At 65.4% G+C, this 19,199-nt stretch carries 15 protein-coding genes and 2 tRNA genes; 1 reads left to right on the top strand and 16 read right to left on the bottom strand.

Features of this window, described 5'->3' with window-relative positions:
* The first annotated feature begins 55 nt into the window (after positions 1-55).
* Complete coding sequence (locus N5J29_RS07355; RefSeq protein WP_239519740.1) at positions 56-1,102, top strand: serine hydrolase; 1,047 nt, start codon at positions 56-58, stop codon at positions 1,100-1,102.
* Here the strand turns inward: N5J29_RS07355 and N5J29_RS07360 are convergent.
* From N5J29_RS07360 to nuoI, 16 genes are all read right to left on the bottom strand, one after another.
* Positions 1,071-2,633, bottom strand: a complete 1,563-nt coding sequence (locus tag N5J29_RS07360; RefSeq protein ID WP_164150618.1) for a winged helix-turn-helix domain-containing protein — start codon at positions 2,631-2,633, stop codon at positions 1,071-1,073. The two genes, N5J29_RS07355 and N5J29_RS07360, sit on opposite strands and share 32 nt — an antisense overlap.
* Positions 2,634-2,769: 136 nt before the next feature.
* The gene (gene pnp, locus N5J29_RS07365) at positions 2,770-4,878 is read right to left on the bottom strand and encodes a polyribonucleotide nucleotidyltransferase (protein ID WP_053518678.1); all 2,109 of its coding nucleotides are present in this window, start codon (positions 4,876-4,878) and stop codon (positions 2,770-2,772) included.
* Positions 4,879-5,029: 151 nt separating this feature from the next.
* On the bottom strand, positions 5,030-5,290 hold the full coding sequence (gene rpsO, locus N5J29_RS07370; RefSeq protein ID WP_005417886.1) for a 30S ribosomal protein S15: 261 nt from the start codon (positions 5,288-5,290) through the stop codon (positions 5,030-5,032).
* 172 nt (positions 5,291-5,462) lie between these two features.
* Positions 5,463-6,371 carry a tRNA pseudouridine(55) synthase TruB gene (truB, locus tag N5J29_RS07375; protein WP_065181858.1) on the bottom strand — a complete coding sequence of 303 codons (909 nt, stop codon included), beginning with the start codon at positions 6,369-6,371 and terminating at the stop codon, positions 5,463-5,465.
* Positions 6,372-6,482: 111 nt separating this feature from the next.
* The gene (rbfA, locus tag N5J29_RS07380) at positions 6,483-6,866 is read right to left on the bottom strand and encodes a 30S ribosome-binding factor RbfA (RefSeq protein ID WP_053518676.1); all 384 of its coding nucleotides are present in this window, start codon (positions 6,864-6,866) and stop codon (positions 6,483-6,485) included.
* 123 nt (positions 6,867-6,989) lie between these two features.
* The gene (infB, locus tag N5J29_RS07385; RefSeq protein ID WP_065181857.1) at positions 6,990-9,632 is read right to left on the bottom strand and encodes a translation initiation factor IF-2; all 2,643 of its coding nucleotides are present in this window, start codon (positions 9,630-9,632) and stop codon (positions 6,990-6,992) included.
* 92 nt (positions 9,633-9,724) lie between these two features.
* A complete protein-coding gene (gene nusA, locus N5J29_RS07390) occupies positions 9,725-11,236 on the bottom strand; it encodes a transcription termination factor NusA (protein WP_053518673.1) in 1,512 nt (503 codons plus the stop codon).
* A 4-nt stretch (positions 11,237-11,240) separates the two neighbouring features.
* On the bottom strand, positions 11,241-11,831 hold the full coding sequence (rimP, locus tag N5J29_RS07395) for a ribosome maturation factor RimP (RefSeq protein ID WP_053518672.1): 591 nt from the start codon (positions 11,829-11,831) through the stop codon (positions 11,241-11,243).
* Positions 11,832-12,199: 368 nt separating this feature from the next.
* Positions 12,200-12,276 (bottom strand) — tRNA-Met (locus N5J29_RS07400).
* Between the two features lie 82 nt (positions 12,277-12,358).
* Positions 12,359-12,435, bottom strand: a tRNA-Met gene (locus N5J29_RS07405).
* A gap of 126 nt (positions 12,436-12,561) precedes the next feature.
* Positions 12,562-14,022, bottom strand: coding sequence for an NADH-quinone oxidoreductase subunit NuoN (gene nuoN, locus N5J29_RS07410; protein ID WP_053519920.1), 1,461 nt, complete (start codon positions 14,020-14,022; stop codon positions 12,562-12,564).
* Between the two features lie 15 nt (positions 14,023-14,037).
* Positions 14,038-15,546: an NADH-quinone oxidoreductase subunit M gene (locus N5J29_RS07415; RefSeq protein ID WP_164150620.1), complete on the bottom strand. Its 1,509-nt coding sequence runs from the start codon at positions 15,544-15,546 to the stop codon at positions 14,038-14,040.
* A 23-nt stretch (positions 15,547-15,569) separates the two neighbouring features.
* Positions 15,570-17,732, bottom strand: coding sequence for an NADH-quinone oxidoreductase subunit L (gene nuoL, locus N5J29_RS07420; protein ID WP_164150621.1), 2,163 nt, complete (start codon positions 17,730-17,732; stop codon positions 15,570-15,572).
* A 7-nt stretch (positions 17,733-17,739) separates the two neighbouring features.
* On the bottom strand, positions 17,740-18,045 hold the full coding sequence (nuoK, locus tag N5J29_RS07425; protein WP_053519917.1) for an NADH-quinone oxidoreductase subunit NuoK: 306 nt from the start codon (positions 18,043-18,045) through the stop codon (positions 17,740-17,742).
* Positions 18,042-18,701 (bottom strand): NADH-quinone oxidoreductase subunit J, encoded by a 660-nt coding sequence (locus N5J29_RS07430; protein WP_053519916.1) that lies wholly within the window; start codon positions 18,699-18,701, stop codon positions 18,042-18,044. The genes nuoK and N5J29_RS07430 overlap by 4 nt, the downstream gene beginning before the upstream one ends.
* A gap of 9 nt (positions 18,702-18,710) precedes the next feature.
* The gene (gene nuoI, locus N5J29_RS07435) at positions 18,711-19,199 is read right to left on the bottom strand and encodes an NADH-quinone oxidoreductase subunit NuoI (protein ID WP_053519915.1); all 489 of its coding nucleotides are present in this window, start codon (positions 19,197-19,199) and stop codon (positions 18,711-18,713) included.

The raw sequence follows: 19,199 nt of genomic DNA on the forward strand, positions 1-19,199 counted from the left end.
AGGACCGGGCTCAATCCAGTCTCCTTTCCGATGGAGCCCGACCATGCGTCCGTTGATGTCCTTCCTCCTTCTGCTGCTGGCATTCATACCCCACACCACCGGCGCCGCAACGCCCGCCTCCGTCCGCCTGCCCGCCCTGGAGCAGGCCATCGCCCGCGATGACCTCAAGCAGATCCGCAGCGTGCTGCTGCAGGTCGACGGCAACGTCGTCTACGAGGGCTACTTCAACGGCGCGGACGCGGGCACCCTGCACGATGTGCGCTCGGCCAGCAAAAGCGTGACAGCACTGCTGATCGGCGCCGCCATCGGCGAGGGGGCGCTGCCGGGCGTGCAGGCCCGGGTCTACGACTACTTCCCCGGATTCACCGCGCGCCACGCCGTCGACCCGCGCCTGCGCGCCCTCACCCTGCAGGATCTGCTGACCATGAGCAGCCTGTGGGAATGCGACGACGAGAACCCGTTCTCGAGCGGCCACGAAGAGCGCATGTACGTGAGCGAGCGCTGGCTGGACTTCGCCCTGTCCCTGCCGGTGAAGGGCTTCGCGCCCTGGATGCAGCGACCGGAGGACAGCCCTCATGGCCGTTCCTTCGCGTACTGTACGGCCGACTCGTTCGTGCTCGGCGCCGTGCTCGAGAGGGCCACCGGCATGCCACTGTCGGACTATGCCGCCCGGGCACTGGAGCGTCCGCTGGGCATCACCGAGAGCCACTGGAACCGTTCACCGGAGGGCATCGGAATGGGAGGCGGCGGCACGCGCTACCGCAGCCGCGACCTGGCGCGGCTGGGGCAGCTGGTGCTGGATCAGGGGCGCGGCAATGGCCGGCAACTGGTTCCCCGTGATTTCATCGCTGCAATGATCCAGCCACAGGCCCGCACTGGCGATGGCAGCGAGTACGGCTACCAATGGTGGGGCCTGCAGCTGACGGTGCAGGGCAGGCAGCGGACCGTGTGGGCGATGTCCGGCAACGGTGGCAATTATGTCTTCCTGATTCCTGACAGGAATGCCGTGGCCGTAGTCACCAGCCAAGCCTACAACCGCAGCTTCGCCCATCCGCAGTCGCGGCGGATTCTCACTGAGTTCCTGCTTCCGGCACTGCGCTGAGACCGGACAGATCGGAGGGTCGCCATGCGGCGGCGAGGACCTGCGCGCGCTGCCTGGCGACATCCGCATCGATACGCGCCAGCAGCGGCTCCCACTCCGGCGCGCTGCGCAGCGGAGCATACAGCGGCGTGGCACGCAGCCATGCCGCATCGCGGAAGCCATCGTCCACCGCTTGGTGCAGCGCGGCCACGGCGGCCTTCGCATCACCCACCGACTGCAACAGCAGAGCCCGCTCGAGCGCAGCATCGGCCCAACCATCACCCCTCCCCGCCGGCAGGCGCTGCAATCGCGCACGTGCCCATGCCGGATCGATGGCCGTCGATCCGTACAGGCCCGCCAGCGTCTCTCCCAACGATTGCTGCGGCCGCAGCCGGTGCGCCGTCGCGAACGCCTCGGCCGCCGCCGCGGTGTCACCGGCCAGCAATGCCAGTTCTCCCTGCAGGCGCAGCAGCTGGGGGTGTGGTGTGCCACGCGTCAATGCGATGGCCAGCTCCTCCCGGGCGCGCCCGGCGGCCCCGGCAACGTACAGGCTGCGCGGCCACGCGATGTTGGCGAACACGTTGTCCGGGTAAAGCTGGAAGTTGCGCGCATGGCGCTGCGCTGCCGCCTGGGTGAAACCGAGCAGTTCCATTTCGCGCGCCACCTGCACATCACGGAAGCGGATGCGTTCGGGTGCCTTGAGTGCGAGGTTGGCGCGCAGCGCCAGCGACAGGTGGCCCTGCTCCTGCTGCAGGTAGGCCAGCGATGCGCGGGTGCGCTCGTCCGCAGGATCGAGCTGGATCGCGCGCACGTAGTCGGCTACCGCATCGTCCATCCGCCCAAGGCAATCATGCGCATACCCGCGCAGGGCGTACGTAGCACCGTCATGCGGCGCCCGTGCACGTTCGGAGTCGGCCAGCGCCAGCGCTTCGTGCATCTGCTGCGGAGAACCGTTGAACAGGCATCCCTGCGCCGACAATGCGCGTGCCAGCCCCCGCCGGGCCGCGCTGGATTCGGGATCGACCTGGAGTGCCTGGCGGTAGAGGGCGATCGCACGTTCGTTGTTGCTCGCCTGGCCGATACCGGCGTAATAGTCCGCGCGCTGCAGCAGGGACGTCGCTGCGGCGGGCGGAGCCTGGTCCGGCCACGCCAGCACCGCCACCGCCAACCCGCCCACCGCCACCAGCGCTGCAGCCCACCACCAGCGCCCTCGTGACGATCCGATCACTGGCGGCGGTGCCATCGGTATCGGTGCGGCGCACAGCTGATAGCCGCGCCCGCGCACCGAACGGATGTAGCGCGGCCGACGGCTGTCATCGCCGAGTGCCTGCCGCAGCAGTTTCACCCGCTGACTGACCGCATCCTCACCAACCACCGCAGGTGCCCAGACCTGGGCCGCCAACGTGTCGAAATCCACCACACGGGTGCCGTGTGCAAGCAGCACGTCGAACAGGGTCCAGCTCAGGCCACTGATGGGCAGGGCCTCACCGGCCCGGCTCACGCGCTGCGCCGGGCGGTCGATGTCCAGGTCGAGCAGGCGCAGGAGGTCCATGACAACAGCATAGCGGCAAGCCCGCTCAGGATGCCGGATAAAGAAAAAGCGGGCCGAAGCCCGCTTTCTCATTCCAGCGATGTCAGCGGCGGTGCTCAACCCGGGTTGACACCTGCCGTGATCGACCGTGGGTCGATCATTCGGCGCTGGCGCCCTCGCCTTCTTCCACGGCCTTCATCGACAGGCGGATACGGCCCTGCTTGTCGACTTCCAGCACCTTGACCTTGACCACATCGCCTTCCTTCAGCTTGTCGCCGACCTTCTCGACGCGCTCGCTGGAGATCTGCGAGACGTGGACCAGGCCGTCCTTGCCCGGCAGGATGGTGACGAACGCACCGAAGTCCATGATCTTGGCGACCTTGCCTTCGTAGATGCGGCCCGGCTCGACGTCCGAGGTGATCTGCTCGATGCGGGCCTTGGCGGCCTGGGCAGCGATCGCGTTGACCGACGCAATGACGATGGTGCCGTCATCCTGGATGTCGATCTGGGTGCCGGTTTCCTTGGTGATGGCCTGGATGGTCGAGCCACCCTTGCCGATCACTTCGCGGATCTTGTCCGGGTGGATCTTGATGGTCAGCAGGCGCGGCGCGTAGTCGGACAGTTCCGAACGCGGAGCGGTCAGGCCGTGGGCCATTTCGCCCAGGATGTGCAGACGGCCAGCCTTGGCCTGCTGCAGCGCCTGCTTCATGATCTCTTCGGTGATGCCTTCGATCTTGATGTCCATCTGCAGGGCGGAGATGCCCTCAGCGGTACCGGCCACCTTGAAGTCCATGTCGCCCAGGTGATCTTCGTCACCCAGGATGTCGGACAGGACGACGAAGCGGTCGCCTTCCTTGACCAGACCCATGGCGATACCCGCCACCGGGGCCTTCACCGGCACGCCGGCGTCCATCAGGGCCAGCGACGAACCGCAGACCGAGGCCATCGACGAGGAACCGTTCGACTCGGTGATTTCCGAGACGACGCGGATGGTGTACGGGAAGGCTTCCAGCGACGGCATGACAGCCAGCACGCCGCGCTTGGCCAGGCGACCGTGGCCGATCTCGCGGCGCTTCGGACCCATCATGCGGCCGCACTCACCCACCGAGAACGGAGGGAAGTTGTAGTGGAACAGGAAGTTTTCCTTGTACTCACCGGCAACGGCATCGATGACCTGACCGTCGCGGGCGGTGCCCAGGGTGATGGTCACGATGGCCTGGGTTTCGCCGCGGGTGAACAGCGAGGAGCCGTGGGTACGCGGCAGCACGCCGGTCTTCACGGAGATCGGGCGGACGGTATCCAGCGCACGGCCGTCGATGCGGACCTTGGTGTCCAGCACCGAGTCGCGCATGGTGCGGTATTCCAGTTCGCCGAATTCCTTCGACAGCTCGGCCGGGTTCCAGCCTTCGGCAGCCACGCGGCCGGCCAGGGCTTCGACCACGTCCTTCTTGATCGCCGAGATGGCGTCGCGACGCTGCAGCTTGTCACGCACCTGGAAGGCTTCGCCCAGGCGCGGGCCGATGGCTTCCTTCAGGGCGGCGATCAGCGCTTCGTTCTTGGCCGGGGCTTCCCAGGTCGACGGCTTGGTGCCGGCTTCGACGGTCAGCTCGTTGATCGCGTTGATGACCTTCTGCATTTCGCGGTGACCGAAGGTCACGGCGCCCAGCATCACTTCTTCCGACAGCAGCGCGGCTTCGGATTCGACCATCAGCACGGCGTTGGAGGTACCGGCAACGACCAGTTCCAGCTGCGAGTCAGCCAGTTCACTGACGGTCGGGTTCAGGATGTACTCGCCGTTCTTGTAACCGACCTTGGCAGCGCCGATCGGACCCATGAACGGGGTGCCGGCCAGAGCCAGGGCCGCCGAAGCACCGATCAGGGCCGGAATGTCACCGTCCACGTCCGGGTTCAGCGACATCACCGTGGCGATGATCTGCACTTCGTTCTTGTAGTCTTCCGGGAACAGCGGACGGATCGGACGGTCGATCAGACGCGAGATCAGGGTTTCCTTCTCGGTCGCACGGCCTTCGCGCTTGAAGAAACCACCCGGAATGCGGCCGCCGGCGTAGAACTTCTCCTGATAGTCGACGGTCAGCGGGAAGAAGTCCTGGCCTTCGCGCGCGCTCTTGGCGGCGACGGCGGTGACCAGCAGTACGGTGTCGTCCATCTTGACGATGACGGCGCCGCTGGCCTGACGGGCGACTTCGCCGGTCTCAAGCGTGACGGTGTGCTTGCCGTACTGGAAGGTTTTGGTGATTTTTGCCACGGAGGGTGTCCTTGGGGATGCTGTCTGCGAATTTGGACCGTCGGCGACCCTTGCCGCCAGCGGGTGACCGGATCGTTCCGGCCTGAATCGGGGATTGCGGTACTACAAAACAAAACCGCGGCGCATCGCTGCGCCGCGGGGGATTCGTTGCTTAGCGACGCAGGCCAAGCTTCTCGATCAGGGCCTTGTAACGCTCGACGTCCTTCTTCTTCAGGTAGTCGAGCAGGCTGCGACGGCGGTTGACCATCTGCAGCAGGCCGCGGCGGCTGTGGTGATCCTTCTTGTGGGTCTTGAAGTGGCCGGTCAGCAGTTCGATGCGGGCGGTCAGCAGGGCCACCTGGACTTCCGGGGAGCCGGTGTCGGCGGCGCTGCGCTTGTTGTCTTCAATGACCTTCTGGGTGTCGATCGACATGTCTTTTTCTCAGTGATGCGTGGCCGGCAGGAACGCGCTTCGCGCACCGCCAGGCTCGCCGTGGACTACGGGGATGAAACCTGCGCGGGGCAGGCTGCCAGAAAATGGCCGCGAAATTGTAACGGCCAGGGGCTCCGGGGACAAGGACCGGGGCTGAACCGCCCCGCCCTGTTCAGAGGTTGAAGCGGCGCTGCGGGGCCAGCAGGCCACTGTCATCGACCTGACCGAGGCCCTGGACAGCGGCGTCCGGACCGAACACCGCCACCAGACCGCGCGGCCAGCCGGCATCGCGCAACCGCTGCCCCATGCAGAACCGTTGCGTCTGGCCGGCGTCCAGCTCGACCCGCGGATACCCGGCCAGACCGTCGGCCAGCGGCAGCAGCAGGGCATCCATGGCCGCCAGGTCGCCCGTTTCGACCATGGCCCGCAGCTGGTCCAGAGTGACCATCGCCGGCTCGCGGAACGGCTCCACCCACAGCCGGCGCAGGGCGCTGATGTGCGCACCACAGCCCAGCGCCTCGCCGAGATCACGCGCCAGGCTGCGGATGTAGGTACCCGAGCCACAGGTGACGCGCAGGCGCAGCCGCTCGGGCTGCTGTTCCAGGACCTCGATGGCATGCACCTGGACCTGCCGCTCCGGCGCCTCGATGGCGTCGCCGCGGCGGGCCTTCACGTACAGCGGCTCGCCTCCCTGCTTCAGCGCTGAATAGATCGGGGCCCGCTGGCGGATGCTGCCGGTCAGCGGTGCCAGCGCGGCCTGCAGAACGTCAGCAGTGATCTGCGGCACCGGGCGCTGCAGCAGCACCTCGCCTTCGGCGTCATCGGTGTCGGTGGTCTGGCCGAGCACGATCTCGGCGTCATAGGCCTTGGCCGAGCCCAGCAGCAGGCCGGCGATCTTGGTCGCCTCGCCGAAGCACAACGGCAGCAGGCCGGTGGCCAGCGGGTCGAGACTGCCGGTATGCCCGCCCTTCTCGGCACGGAACAGGCGGCGCGCCACCTGCAGGGCAGCGTTGGAGCTCATGCCGGTCGACTTGTCGAGCAGCAGGATGCCGTCCAGGCGGCGGAACTGAATTCGGGTCATGACAGATACGGGTGTAGCGCCGGACCATGCCCGGCAAGCGCGCGGCGCGGCCTGCATCAGACATCGCGCAGCCGGAATGCAGCAACGCCGGGCATGCCCGGCGTCGCGCGGTTATTCTTCGTCGCTCTCGCGGCGCTTCTCGGCAGCCACGGTGTCGGGCAGATCGCGCAGGATGTTGTCGATGTGCTCGCCCCGATCAACCGAGTCGTCGTAATGGAAATGCAGCTCCGGCACGTGGCGCAGCTTCATCGCCCGGGCCAGGTCCATGCGCAGGCGATAGCCCAGTTCCTTCAGGCCGGCCACCGCTTCGGCCGAACGTTCCGGCATCAGCGCGGTGACGAAGACCTTGGCATGGGCCATGTCGCGGGTGATTTCCACGTCGGACACGCTCACCGAGGGCAACCCGTGCTCGCGCACGGCGTTGTGCACCAGGGTGCCGAGTTCACGGCGCAGCTGGGCGGAGACACGGTCGGTTCGATGGAAAGTCTTGGGCACGCGGTCGGGCTCTTGAATTGAATGTGACCCGACCAAGGTCGGGCCCTACCGGGAGAGACGGCCCGACCGGGGTCGGGCGCCACCAGGGGTGGACCCGCCCGCGAGGGCCGGTCCGTTGCAGCATTACAGGGTACGCGGCACTTCGATGCGCTCGAAGCACTCGATCTGGTCGCCCGGCTTGACGTCGTTGTAAGCCTTCACGCCGATACCGCATTCGGTACCGTTGCGGACTTCCTCGACGTTTTCCTTGAAGCGACGCAGCGATTCCAGCTCGCCTTCGAACACCACCACGCTGTCGCGCAGGACGCGGATCGGCTTGCTGCGCTTGACCACGCCTTCGATGACCATGCAGCCGGCGACGGCGCCCAGCTTGGAGCTGCGGAAGACATCGCGGACCTCGGCGATACCGATGATCTCTTCGCGGATCTCCACGCCCAGCAGACCGGAGGCCACCTGCTTCACCTGATCGATCACGTCATAGATGATCGAGAAGTAACGCAGGTCCACGCCGTTGGATTCGATGATGCGACGGGCCGAAGCATCCGCACGCACGTTGAAGCCGATGACGGTGGCCTTGGAGGCGGCAGCCGAATTGGCGTCCGACTCGGTGATGCCGCCCACGCCGGAGTGGATCACGTTGATGCGGATGTCGTCGTTGGACAGCGCGACCAGGGCCTGGCTCAGCGCCTGCACCGAACCCTGCACGTCGGCCTTGATGACCAGGTTGAGGACCTGCTGGCCCTCACCCTTGCCCAGGGTCGCCATGATGTCTTCCATCCGGCTGCCCGCCGTGGCGACCAGGCGCGACTCGCGGCGCTTGGTCTCACGCTGCTGGGCAACGTCCTTGGCCAGACGCTCGTCCTCGACCACCACGAAGTCGTCACCGGCTTCCGGCACGCCGGACAGGCCCAGGACCTGCACCGGGATGGACGGGCCGGCGAACTCCGGCTGCTTGCCGGTTTCGTCGAACAGCGCTCGCACGCGGCCGTACTGGATGCCGCACACCAGGTAATCGCCCTTCTTCAGGCGGCCCTGCTGCACGAGCACGGTGGCGACCGGGCCGCGGCCCTTGTCCAGCGACGATTCAATCACCACGCCGGACGCGCGGCCTTCATCGACAGCCTTCAGTTCCAGCAGTTCGGCCTGGATCGAGATGGCGTCCAGCAGGTCGTCGATGCCCAGGCCGGTCTTGGCCGAGATCTCCACCATCTGGGTGTCGCCACCGAAGTCTTCGGCCACGACCTGCTCGGTCAGCAGTTCGTTCTTGACCCGCATCGGATCGGCGTCGGACTTGTCGATCTTGTTGATTGCCACGATCAGCGGCACGCCGGCGGAACGGGCATGCTGGATCGCTTCCTTGGTCTGCGGCATCACGCCGTCATCGGCAGCGACCACCAGCACCACGATATCGGTCAGCTTGGCACCGCGGGCACGCATCGAAGTGAAGGCTGCGTGGCCCGGGGTATCCAGGAAGCTGATCACGCCCTTCGGCGTATCCACGTGGTACGCACCGATGTGCTGGGTGATGCCGCCGGCTTCGCCGGTGGCGACCTTGGTCCGGCGGATGTAATCCAGCAGCGAGGTCTTGCCGTGGTCGACGTGGCCCATGATGGTGACCACCGGCGGGCGCTGCACGGCTTCGCCCTGGTTTTCACCGGTCGATGCCAGCAGTGCGTCTTCGGCGTCGTTGTCGTTGGCACGGATCGCCTTGTGGCCGAGTTCCTCGGTCACCAGCGCCGCCGTGTCGTGGTCGATGGACTGGGTGATGGTGGCCATCACGCCCATCTTGAACAGCGCCTTGACCACCTCGCCGCCCTTCAGCGCGAGCTTCTGCGCCAGGTCGGCCACGGTGATCGTGTCGCCGATCGCCACTTCACGCACGACCGGGGCGGTCGGACGTTCGAAGGCATGCGGACCGGCGTTGCTGCCACCGCGCGACATGTCGCGACGGCCGCCGGCCTGGTTCCGGCCGCCCGGACGACCACGGGTCGTGCTGTTGCTGTTGCCACGACGTGCACGGTCGGCGGCCGACAGGTGCATCTGGCCGGAGAAACGATCGCCCGGGCCACGCTCGTTGCGCGGCGCGCTGCGGTTGTTGCGGTCCTCGCTGCGTGGCGGAGCGCCACGCGGGGCAGCCGGGGCTGCGGCCGGGGTACGCGGCGGACGCGGTGCGGTTTCGTCGATCGGAGCGCGCGTCTTCGGCTGGCTGGCGGCCAGCGCCTCGGCGGCCTTGGCGGCAACCGCTGCTTCCTCTGCAGCCTTCTTCTCGGCTTCGGCACGCTCCTTGGCGGCAATCTCTTCCTCGCGTGCACGGACGATGGCCTCGTCGCGCAGACGGTCCTTCTCGGCCAATGCCTGCTGTTCGGCGAGGTTGCGGGCGCGCGACTCTTCCAGCTTGCGCAGGATGTCGGCGCGCTCTTCGTCCGGAGTCATCGCACGACCACCATCGGACTTGACGTAGGTACGCTTCTGGCGCACCTCGACATTCACGGTCGTCTTGCTGCGACCGGAATTGACCGTCACTTCCTGCTGTTTACGGCGGTTGAGGGTGATCTTCTTTGCAGACTGATCGGTCTCTTCCGGCGCCTGCTCGGGCTTGCCGTGCGAACGACGAAGGAAGCCCAGGAGCTTCACCTTCTCGGTGCTGGTCACGACCTGGTCGGGACCGCTGAACTTCATGCCGGCACCGGCCAGCTGTTCAAGCAGTTTTTCGACCGGTGTGTTGACCAGTTCGGCAAGCTTGCGGATGGTGGTTTGCTGCGACATTCGGATCCTATGATCTTGTGGGCGCCCCCCCGCATCTGGAGGTGGCGCGGATTCTACGCCCTGAGCGGCTCAGGGCCCTGTTCATTGCCGGCTCATTCGCCGCGTTCCAGTCGGGCGATCTCCTCGGCACGCGCGGCCAGGATCAGCGCGGCGGCGCGCTCCTGGTCCAGCCCTTCGATGCCGAAGTCCACGACCTCGTCGGCGGCCAGGTCGGAGAGATCCTCGCTGGTGCGCACGCCGTGGCCGGCCAGCGCATACGCGGTGGCTTCGTCCATGCCCTTCAGGGACAGCAGGTCCTGCGCCGGCTGGCCGTCTTCAAGGCCTTCCTCGACTGCCAGGGCCTCATTGAGCAGCGCATCGCGGGCACGAGCGCGCAGCTCTTCGACGATATCCTCGTCGAAACCTTCCACGGCCAGCAGTTCGCCGACCGGGACATAAGCGATTTCCTCGACGGTGCCGAAGCCTTCGCTGACCAGGATGCCGGCGATCTCCTCGTCCACTTCCAGCTTGTCCATGAACAGCTGGCGGGCCGAAGCCTGCTCGGCCTCCGACTTGGCGGTGACCTGGTCCTGGGTCATCACGTTGAGCTGCCAGCCGGTCAGGCGGCTGGCCAGGCGCACGTTCTGGCCACCCTTGCCGATCGCCTGGGCCAGGCGGTCCTCGGCAACGGCCAGATCCATCGAGTGCTTGTCCTCATCGACGATGATCGACTGCACCTCGGCCGGCGCCATCGCATTGATGACGAAGTTGGCCGGGTTGTCGTTCCACAGCACGATATCCACGCGCTCGCCATTGAGCTCGTTGGACACCGCCTGCACGCGCGAACCGCGCATGCCGATGCAGGCACCGATCGGATCGGTGCGCTGGTCGTGGGCCAGCACGGCGATCTTGGCGCGGTCGCCCGGATCGCGGGCACAGGCCTTGATTTCCACCAGGCCCTGACCGACTTCCGGCACTTCCAGCTTGAACAGCTCGATCATGAACTCCGGCGCGGCGCGGCTGATGAACAGCTGCGGGCCACGCGGCTCCGAGCGCACTTCGGCCAGGTAGCCGCGGACGCGGTCACCGGCGCGCAGCACGTCGCGCGGAATGCCCTTGTCCTTCGGGATGAAGCCTTCGGCGTTGCCGCCGAGGTCGACGTAGATGTTGCCACGCTCGGCACGCTTGACCACACCGGTGATCAGCTCGCCGACGCGGTCCTTCCATGCGTCCACGACCTGCTGGCGCTCGGCTTCGCGAACGCGCTGCACGATCACCTGCTTGGCGGCCTGGGCGGCGATGCGGCCGAAGTCCGGGTTCTCGATCTGCTCTTCGATGTAATCGCCGACGTCCACGCCCTCGGCTTCATCGATGGCGTCCATCAGGCGGATCTGGCGGTCGGGCGACTCCATGACCACGTCATCAGCCACCACTTCCCAGCGACGGAAGGTTTCGTAGCTGCCATCCTTGTGGTCGATGACCACGCGGGTCAGCACTTCCTCGTCGGGATAGCGCTTCTTCGCTGCCGAGGCCAGGGCGGCCTCGATGGCATCGAAGATCACTTCACGCGGCACGCCCTTCTCGTTGGCGACCGCGTCGACTACCAGCAACAGTTCCTTGCTCATTGGCTCACTCCGCGCGCGGCTTCTTTGCCGCCGGCTCGTTGGAAGAAGAATTCTTGTTCGGCTTCGGACGCTTCGGTGCCGGACCGGTCGGCTTGCTCGGGGCCAGCCCCAGCGCCACCCAGTCGGGCAGGATCCGTGCCTTGTCGATGTTGTCCGCCGACACGACCACTTCGGCCTTGTCGACGATGAAGGTGATGGTGCCCGCAGCCTCGTCGGTCGCTTCGATACGGCCCTGCAGGCGACGTCGGTTGTCCTGCGGCAGCTTCAGGGTGACCTTGGCCGACTCCCCCAGGTGGCGAGTGAACTGCTCCAGGTTGAACAGCGGACGATCGACGCCCGGCGAGGACACTTCCAGCGTGTAGTTGCCGCTGATCGGGTCTTCGACGTCCAGCTGCGCCGACACTTCGCGGCTGACCCGCTCGCAGTCGTCGACATTGATGATGCGCTCGGGCTGTTCAGCCAGCGGCACGTCGATGTAAAGGCGCAGGGTCGCACCGCCGGGGGCCGGCAGATACTCAACGCCCAGCAGCTCCAGGCCCAGCGACACAACGGTCGGGGCGAGCAGATTCGCGATGTCGGTTGCCTTGTCGCTCACAGCCTGCCTTGATCTCTTGGTTGGGTGCCGGCCATGGCCGGCGTGAACATGACGCCCCGGAAACGACAAAGGGCCCGCAGGGCCCCTTTTTCCGGAAAGACTCCGGTGACTGGATTCCGGTTGCAGCACGCCGCGAAGGCATGTTGCGAGCCCTCCTTCCGGGTGAGGTCTCCCCAGGGGAGCGCCGCCTTCAGGGGTACTGCTTAGGCCGATGATGATAGCGGCTGCACCGCGCTGGTGCAAGGCAGGGAGCCGGGGTCAGATCCCTTTTCCACGGAAAAAGGGATCTGACCCCGAACACGTGGAAAGCACACAGACCTCAAAGAAAAACGCCTTCGAAGCAGGACTTCGAAGGCGATCTCTTTACTTGGTAGCGGGGGCAGGATTTGAACCTGCGACCTTCGGGTTATGAGCCCGACGAGCTGCCAGACTGCTCCACCCCGCATCAGAAGTGGAATCATGAGGCATAACTGCAATAAATGCAAGCTTTCCCTCATTCATCAAGCCGGATGGCGCCGGCCCGATGTTGGTAGCGGGGGCAGGATTTGAACCTGCGACCTTCGGGTTATGAGCCCGACGAGCTGCCAGACTGCTCCACCCCGCACCGGAAGTGTTTGAGCTGCCGCCCCACCCTGGCGAGGGGGCCATTGCAACGATGTTCTGGCTGAACCGCTGCAGTGACAACTCAGGCTGCGCATATTACACGAATCGCGCAGCTTTGTGTCAACTTTTATGCAAGATGCGCAAAAGCCTGCTGGCACCAGACCATGATCGGGTTCCAGGCCAGGCCCAGGGCCAGCAGCGCCAGCGCGTTCACGCCCAGCACCAGGCCCAGCACGCGGTCGTTGCTGCGCGGAATGGCCTCGCCCACCGGTTCATCGAAGTACATGACCTTGATGACCCGCAGGTAGTAGAAGCAGCCGACCACTGCGCACAGCACGCCGAGGATCGCCAGCCACAGCAGGCCGCCGTTGACGGCCGCACCCAGCACCGCCAGCTTGGTCCAGAAGCCGAGGAAGGGCGGAATGCCCGCCAGCGACGCCATGATGCACAGCACCAGGCCGGCCATCCACGGGTTGCGGGCGTTCAGGCCCTTGAAGTCCTCGATGTTCTCGGCCTCGAAGCCGGCACGCGACAGCGCGATGATCGCACCGAAGGCAGCGGTGGACATGATGGCGTAGGCCAGCGCATAGAACAGCGCGGCAGCGTAGCCCTGCGAGCCACCACCGGCGATGCCCATCAGCAGGAAGCCGATGTGCGAGACGGTGGAGAACGCCAGCATGCGCTTGAGATTGCTCTGCGCGATCGCCATCAGGTTGCCGATCACCAGCGATACGGCGGCCAGGCCGGCGATCAGCAGCTGCAGCTCGGTCGACAGCGGACCCACGCCCATTTCCAGCAGGCGGTAGGCCATGCCGAACGCAGCCAGCTTCGGTGCCGAGCTGATGAACAGCGCGATCGGCGCCGGCGCACCCTGGTAGACGTCCGGCAGCCACATGTGGAACGGTGCCGCACCCAGCTTGAAGGCCACGCCCGCGATCATGAACACCGCGCCGGTGATCAGCAGCACGCGCTCTTCGGAATGCGGGATGGCATCGCGGATCACGTCCAGGTGCAGGCTGCCGGTGGCGCCGTAGATCAGCGACATGCCATACAGCAGCAGGCCGGAGGCAAGCGAACCGAGCACGATGTACTTCATCGCCGCTTCCGAGGCCAGGCCGCTGTCGCGGTTGCTGGCCACCAGCGCATACGAGCACAGCGCCAGCAGTTCCAGGCCCAGGTAGACCATCAGCAGGCTGCCGGCCGAGACCAGGATCATCATGCCGGCCGTGCCGAACAGGATCAGCACCGGGATCTCGCCCTGGAACAGGTTGCGGTCGCGCAGGTAGCGCCAGCCGTACACGAGGGTCAGGCCGCTGAGCAGCACGATCCCGGTCTTCATCACGTCCGCGGCGGTATCGCGCACGAACATGCCATGGAAGACCTCTCCCTGCCCGCCCACGCCGGTCGCCAGCATGAACAGCACGACGGCCAGTGCAGCAACCGAGAACAGGTGGGTGACGATCTTGTTCCGCTCGCTGACGAACAGGTCGAGGATCATCAGGGCGAAGGCGCTGCCGATCAGCACCAGCTCGGGGGCGAGCGGAGGCAGGTCAGCAGCGGTCAATGGCAGCAGCGGCGAGGTGGTCATCATCAAATCCTGGAATTACAGCAGCTTGCTGGATGCGATCTGCATCGCCAGCTTCGCGATCGAGGGCTCCATCAGGTCGGTCAGCGGCTTGGGGTAGATGCCCAGGGCAAGCACGCCGATGGCGAACACGCCCAGCACCAGCCATTCGCGGCCGTTGATGTCCTTCAGTTCGGCGACATGGCTGTTGGCCACTTCGCCGAAGAAGATGCGCTTGTAAAGCCACAGGGTATAGGCCGCACCGATGATCAGGGTGGTGGCCGCGCCCAGGGCGATCCACGGGTTACGCTGGAAGGCGGACAGGATGACCATGAACTCGCCGACGAAACCGCTGGTGCCCGGCAGGCCCGCATTGGCCATGAAGAACAGCATGGCGAAGGTGGCGAACCAGGGCATCACATTGACCACGCCGCCGTAATCGGCGATGCGGCGGCTGTGCATGCGGTCGTACAGCACGCCGACGCAGGAGAACATCGCACCCGACACGAAGCCGTGCGAGATCATCTGCACCATCGCGCCCTGCAGGCCCAGGCGCGCCGCATCGACGTTGCCGGCTTCACGCACCAGCCACAGGGCAATGAAGGTACCCAGGGTGACGAAACCCATGTGCGCGATCGACGAGTACGCGATCAGCTTCTTCATGTCGTCCTGGACCAGGGCGACCAGGCCAACGTAGATCACCGCGATCAGCGACAGCGCGATCACCAGCCAGGCCCACTCCAGCGAAGCATCCGGCACGATCGGCAGGTTGAAGCGCAGGAAGCCGTAACCACCGATCTTCAGCGCGATGGCGGCCAGGATCACCGAACCGGCGGTCGGCGCTTCCACGTGCGCATCCGGCAGCCAGGTGTGCACCGGGAACATCGGCACCTTGACCGCGAAGGCGATCAGGAAGGCGAAGAAGATCCAGGTCTGCTCCTTGGCCGTCAGCGGCAGCGCGTACAGATCGGCCAGCTGGAAGCTGCCGCCCTTCATGTACAGGTAGATCAGCGCCACCAGCATCAGCACGGAGCCGAGGAAGGTGTAGAGGAAGAACTTCAGTGCGGCGTAGATGCGACGCGGGCCACCCCAGACACCGATGATGAGGAACATCGGGATCAGCATCGCTTCGAAGAACACGTAGAACAGCATCGCGTCCGTCGCAGCGAAGATGCCGACGGTGACGCCTTCCAGGATCAGGAAGGCCGCCACGTACTGGTTGACGCGCTTGTCGATCGCGCTCCAGGCACCGATCAGGGCAAGCACGCTGACCAGGGTGGTCAGCAGGATCAGCGCCACGGCGATGCCGTCCACGCCCAGGTTGTAGCCGATCTTGTACGCCGGGATCCACGCATGGGTCTCGACGAACTGCAGGCCATCGATGCCCGGGTTGTAGCCGCCCAGCAGCGAGAGGCTCGCCGCGAAGGTCAGCACCGCCACGCCCAGCGACGCCCAGCGGGCGGTCTGCGCATCACGGATCGCAAGGATCAGGGCACCACCGATGATCGGCAGCCAGATGAGGACACTGAGTAGAGGCCAGTTCGACACGTCTTCTTATTCCGTACAGGTCATCAACGCAGGTAATGCATCAGCACGCCCAGCAGGGCAATCAGGCCGATGATCATCGCGAAGGCGTAGTGATAGAGGAAACCGGATTGGGTACGACGCAGCACGCCGGCTGCGACGTCCACAACACGTGCCGAGAGATTGACCACGCCGTCGACGATGTTGCTGTCGATCCAGCGCGAGACCCTGCCGAGCTTGACGCTGCCACCGGCAAAGCCATCGATCCACAGCTTGTCGAAGCCGTACTTGTTTTCCAGCACCGACACCACCGGGGCGAAGGCCTTGCGTGCCTTGCCCGACAGGTCCGGCTTCCACAGGTAGAACAACGCGGCCAGCAGGAAGCCCGCCAGGGTCAGCCAGAACGGCGGCAGCATCATGCCGTGCAGCGCGAACGCCACCGGGCCATGGAACTCCTCGCCGAGGAAGGCCACGGTGTTCTTGGCCGGATCGTAGAAGTCGACGATGCCGGTGAAGAACGTGGTCGCCTGGCCCTTGATCGCCTCATGGGCGTGGTGGCCGGCCCAGTCGGTGCCGTGCAGCATCGGACCGATGCTGAAGAAGCCGATGGCGATCGACGGGATGGCCAGCAGGATCAGCGGCAGGGTCACCACCCACGGGGTCTCGTGCGGCTCGTGCGCGCCGTGCCCATGACCGTGGTCGTCATGGTGGGCGTCGGCATGGTGCGCATCAGCGGCATGGTGATCGTCATGGCCGTGGCCATGATCGTCATGCGCGTCGCGGAAGCGCTCCTTGCCATGGAAGGTCATGAACAGCAGGCGGAAGCTGTAGAAGCTGGTCACCAGCACGCCGCCCAGCACCGCCCAGTAGCCATAGGTGGCCACCCAGCTGCCCTGGATATGGGCATGGATCTCGGCGGCCTCGATGATGGTGTCCTTCGAGTAGAAACCGGAGAAGAACGGCGTACCGACCAGGGCCAGGGTACCGATCCACATGGTGATGAAGGTGATCGGCATGTACCTGCGCAGGCCGCCCATCTTGCGCATGTCCTGCTCGTGGTGCATGGCGATGATGACCGAACCGGCGCCGAGGAACAGCAGCGCCTTGAAGAAGGCGTGGGTCATCAGGTGGAACACGGCAGCCGAATAGGCCGAAACACCCAGCGCCACGGTCATGTAGCCCAGCTGCGACAGCGTCGAGTACGCGACCACGCGCTTGATGTCGTTCTGCACGATACCGATCAGGCCGGTGAAGAAGGCCGTGGTGGCACCGATGAACAGGATGAAGTCCAGCGCGGTCTGCGACAGCTCGAACAGGGGCGACATGCGGGTGACCATGAAGATACCGGCGGTCACCATGGTCGCGGCGTGGATCAGCGCCGAGATCGGCGTCGGGCCTTCCATCGAATCCGGCAGCCACACGTGCAGCGGGACCTGGGCCGACTTGCCCATGGCGCCGATGAACAGGCAGATGCAGATCAGCGTGGCGATCGACCAGATCACCGGCTCGTTCAGCAGCTGCATCCCGAACAGGGTGCCGTCCCAGATCTGCAGCTGGGCGCGCGGGTCGGCCAGCATGCTGGCCTGCGAGAACACCTCGGAGTAGTCCAGGGTGCCGAACACCCACAGCACGCCGGCGATGCCCAGCAGGAAGCCGAAGTCACCGACGCGGTTGACCAGGAACGCCTTCATGTTGGCAAAGATCGCGGTCGGGCGCTTGAACCAGAAGCCGATCAGCAGGTACGACACCAGGCCCACCGCTTCCCAGCCGAAGAACAGCTGCAGGAAGTTGTTGCTCATCACCAGGGTGAGCATCGAGAAGGTGAACAGCGAGATGTAGCTGAAGAAGCGCTGGTAGCCCGGATCGTCCTGCATGTAGCCGATCGTGTAGATGTGGACCAGCAGCGACACGAAGGTCACCACCACCATCATCATCGCGGTCAGCTTGTCGACCATGAAACCGACGTGGGCCGAGTACTGGCCGACTTCAAAGAAGGTGTAGACGTTCTGGTTGAACGGCTGCGCCCCGCCCCACAGCAGCTGGTAGAGCGTGTACATCGACAGGCCGCACGCAACCGCAACGCCGAGGATGGTGATGGTCTGCGCGCCGAAGCGCTTGACCTGGCGACCGAACAGGCCGGCGATGATGCTGCCGAACAGCGGTGCAAGCACCACTGCGATCAACAGACTCTTGGAGAGAGTGATTTCCATCTGTGGATCAGCCCTTCAGCGAATCGACTTCGCCGACATTGATCGTGCGGCGGGTACGGAACAGGGTCACCAGGATCGCCAGGCCGATGGCGGCCTCGGCAGCGGCGACGGTCAGGATGAAGAACACGAACAGCTGGCCGGATGGATCGCCCAGCTGGCGCGAGAATCCGACGAAGTTGATGTTCACCGACAGCAGCATCAACTCGATGGACATCAGCAGCACGATGATGTTCTTGCGGTTGAGGAAGATGCCGGCAAGGCTGATGCAGAACAGCACCGCGCCCAGCGCCAGGATATGGCCCAGAGTGATCATGCCTTGGTCTCCTCTTCGCCCGCCGCAGGCGTGCTGTTGCTGTGCACCACCGGCTGCTCGGCACTCATCTTGACCACGCGCAGGCGATCGTGCGCCTTGACCATGGTCTGCTGCGTCGGGTTCTGGGTCTTCAGGCCTTCGCGGCGACGCAGGGTCAGCATCACCGCGGCCACCACGGCCACGGTCAGGATGACGGCGGCGAACTCGAACGGCAGCAGGTACTCGGTGAACAGGCTGCGGGCCAGCCAGGTGACGTTGGACGTGTCAGCGGCCAGAGCGGCGGCATTGTCGGCCGGGAACGGGTTGACCGCCCTGCCCTTGACGCCGATCAGCATCAGCATCTGCACCAGCATCGCCACGGCCACGACCAGGCCGACCGGCAGGTAACGCACCCAGCCCTCACGCAGGTTCGACGGATCGATGTCGAGCATCATCACCACGAACAGGAACAGCACCATCACCGCGCCGACGTAGACCAGCACCAGCGCCACACCGAGGAACTCGGCGCCCACCAGCAGCCACACGCAGGCAACGGAGAAGAAGGTCAGCACCAGGCACAGAACGGCGTGCACGGGGTTGCGCACGCTGATCACCGCCGCGGCGGAGATGCCGGCCACGATGGCGAAGACCCAGAAAGCGATATTTACCCAATCCATCTCTCGACCTCAGCGGTAAGCGGCATCGGCGGCGCGACGCTCGGCGATCTCGGACTCGAGACGGTCGCCCAGGGCCAGCAGCTGCGGCTTGGTAACGATGTTTTCGCCACGATTCTCGAAGTGGTACTCGAGGATGTGGGTTTCGACGATCGAGTCCACCGGGCAGCTTTCCTCACAGAAGCCGCAGAAGATGCACTTGAACAGGTCGATGTCGTAGCGGGTGGTGCGGCGGGTGCCGTCCTCGCGCTTGGCCGAATCGATGGTGATGGCCAGCGCCGGGCAGACCGCCTCGCACAGCTTGCAGGCGATGCAGCGCTCTTCACCGTTGGGATAGCGGCGCAGCGCATGCAGGCCACGGAAGCGCGGCGACTGCGGGAACTTCTCCATCGGGTACATCATCGTGTACTTCGGCCTGACGCTGTACTTCAGCGTCAGCCAAAGGCCGGCCAGCAGTTCGAGCAGCAGCAGGCTCTTGAAGTAATGGGTAATCCTGTTCAT

It is taken from the genome of Stenotrophomonas sp. GD03680, assembly GCF_029844625.1.
In the GTDB taxonomy this organism is placed as follows: Bacteria; Pseudomonadota; Gammaproteobacteria; order Xanthomonadales; family Xanthomonadaceae; genus Stenotrophomonas; species Stenotrophomonas maltophilia_P.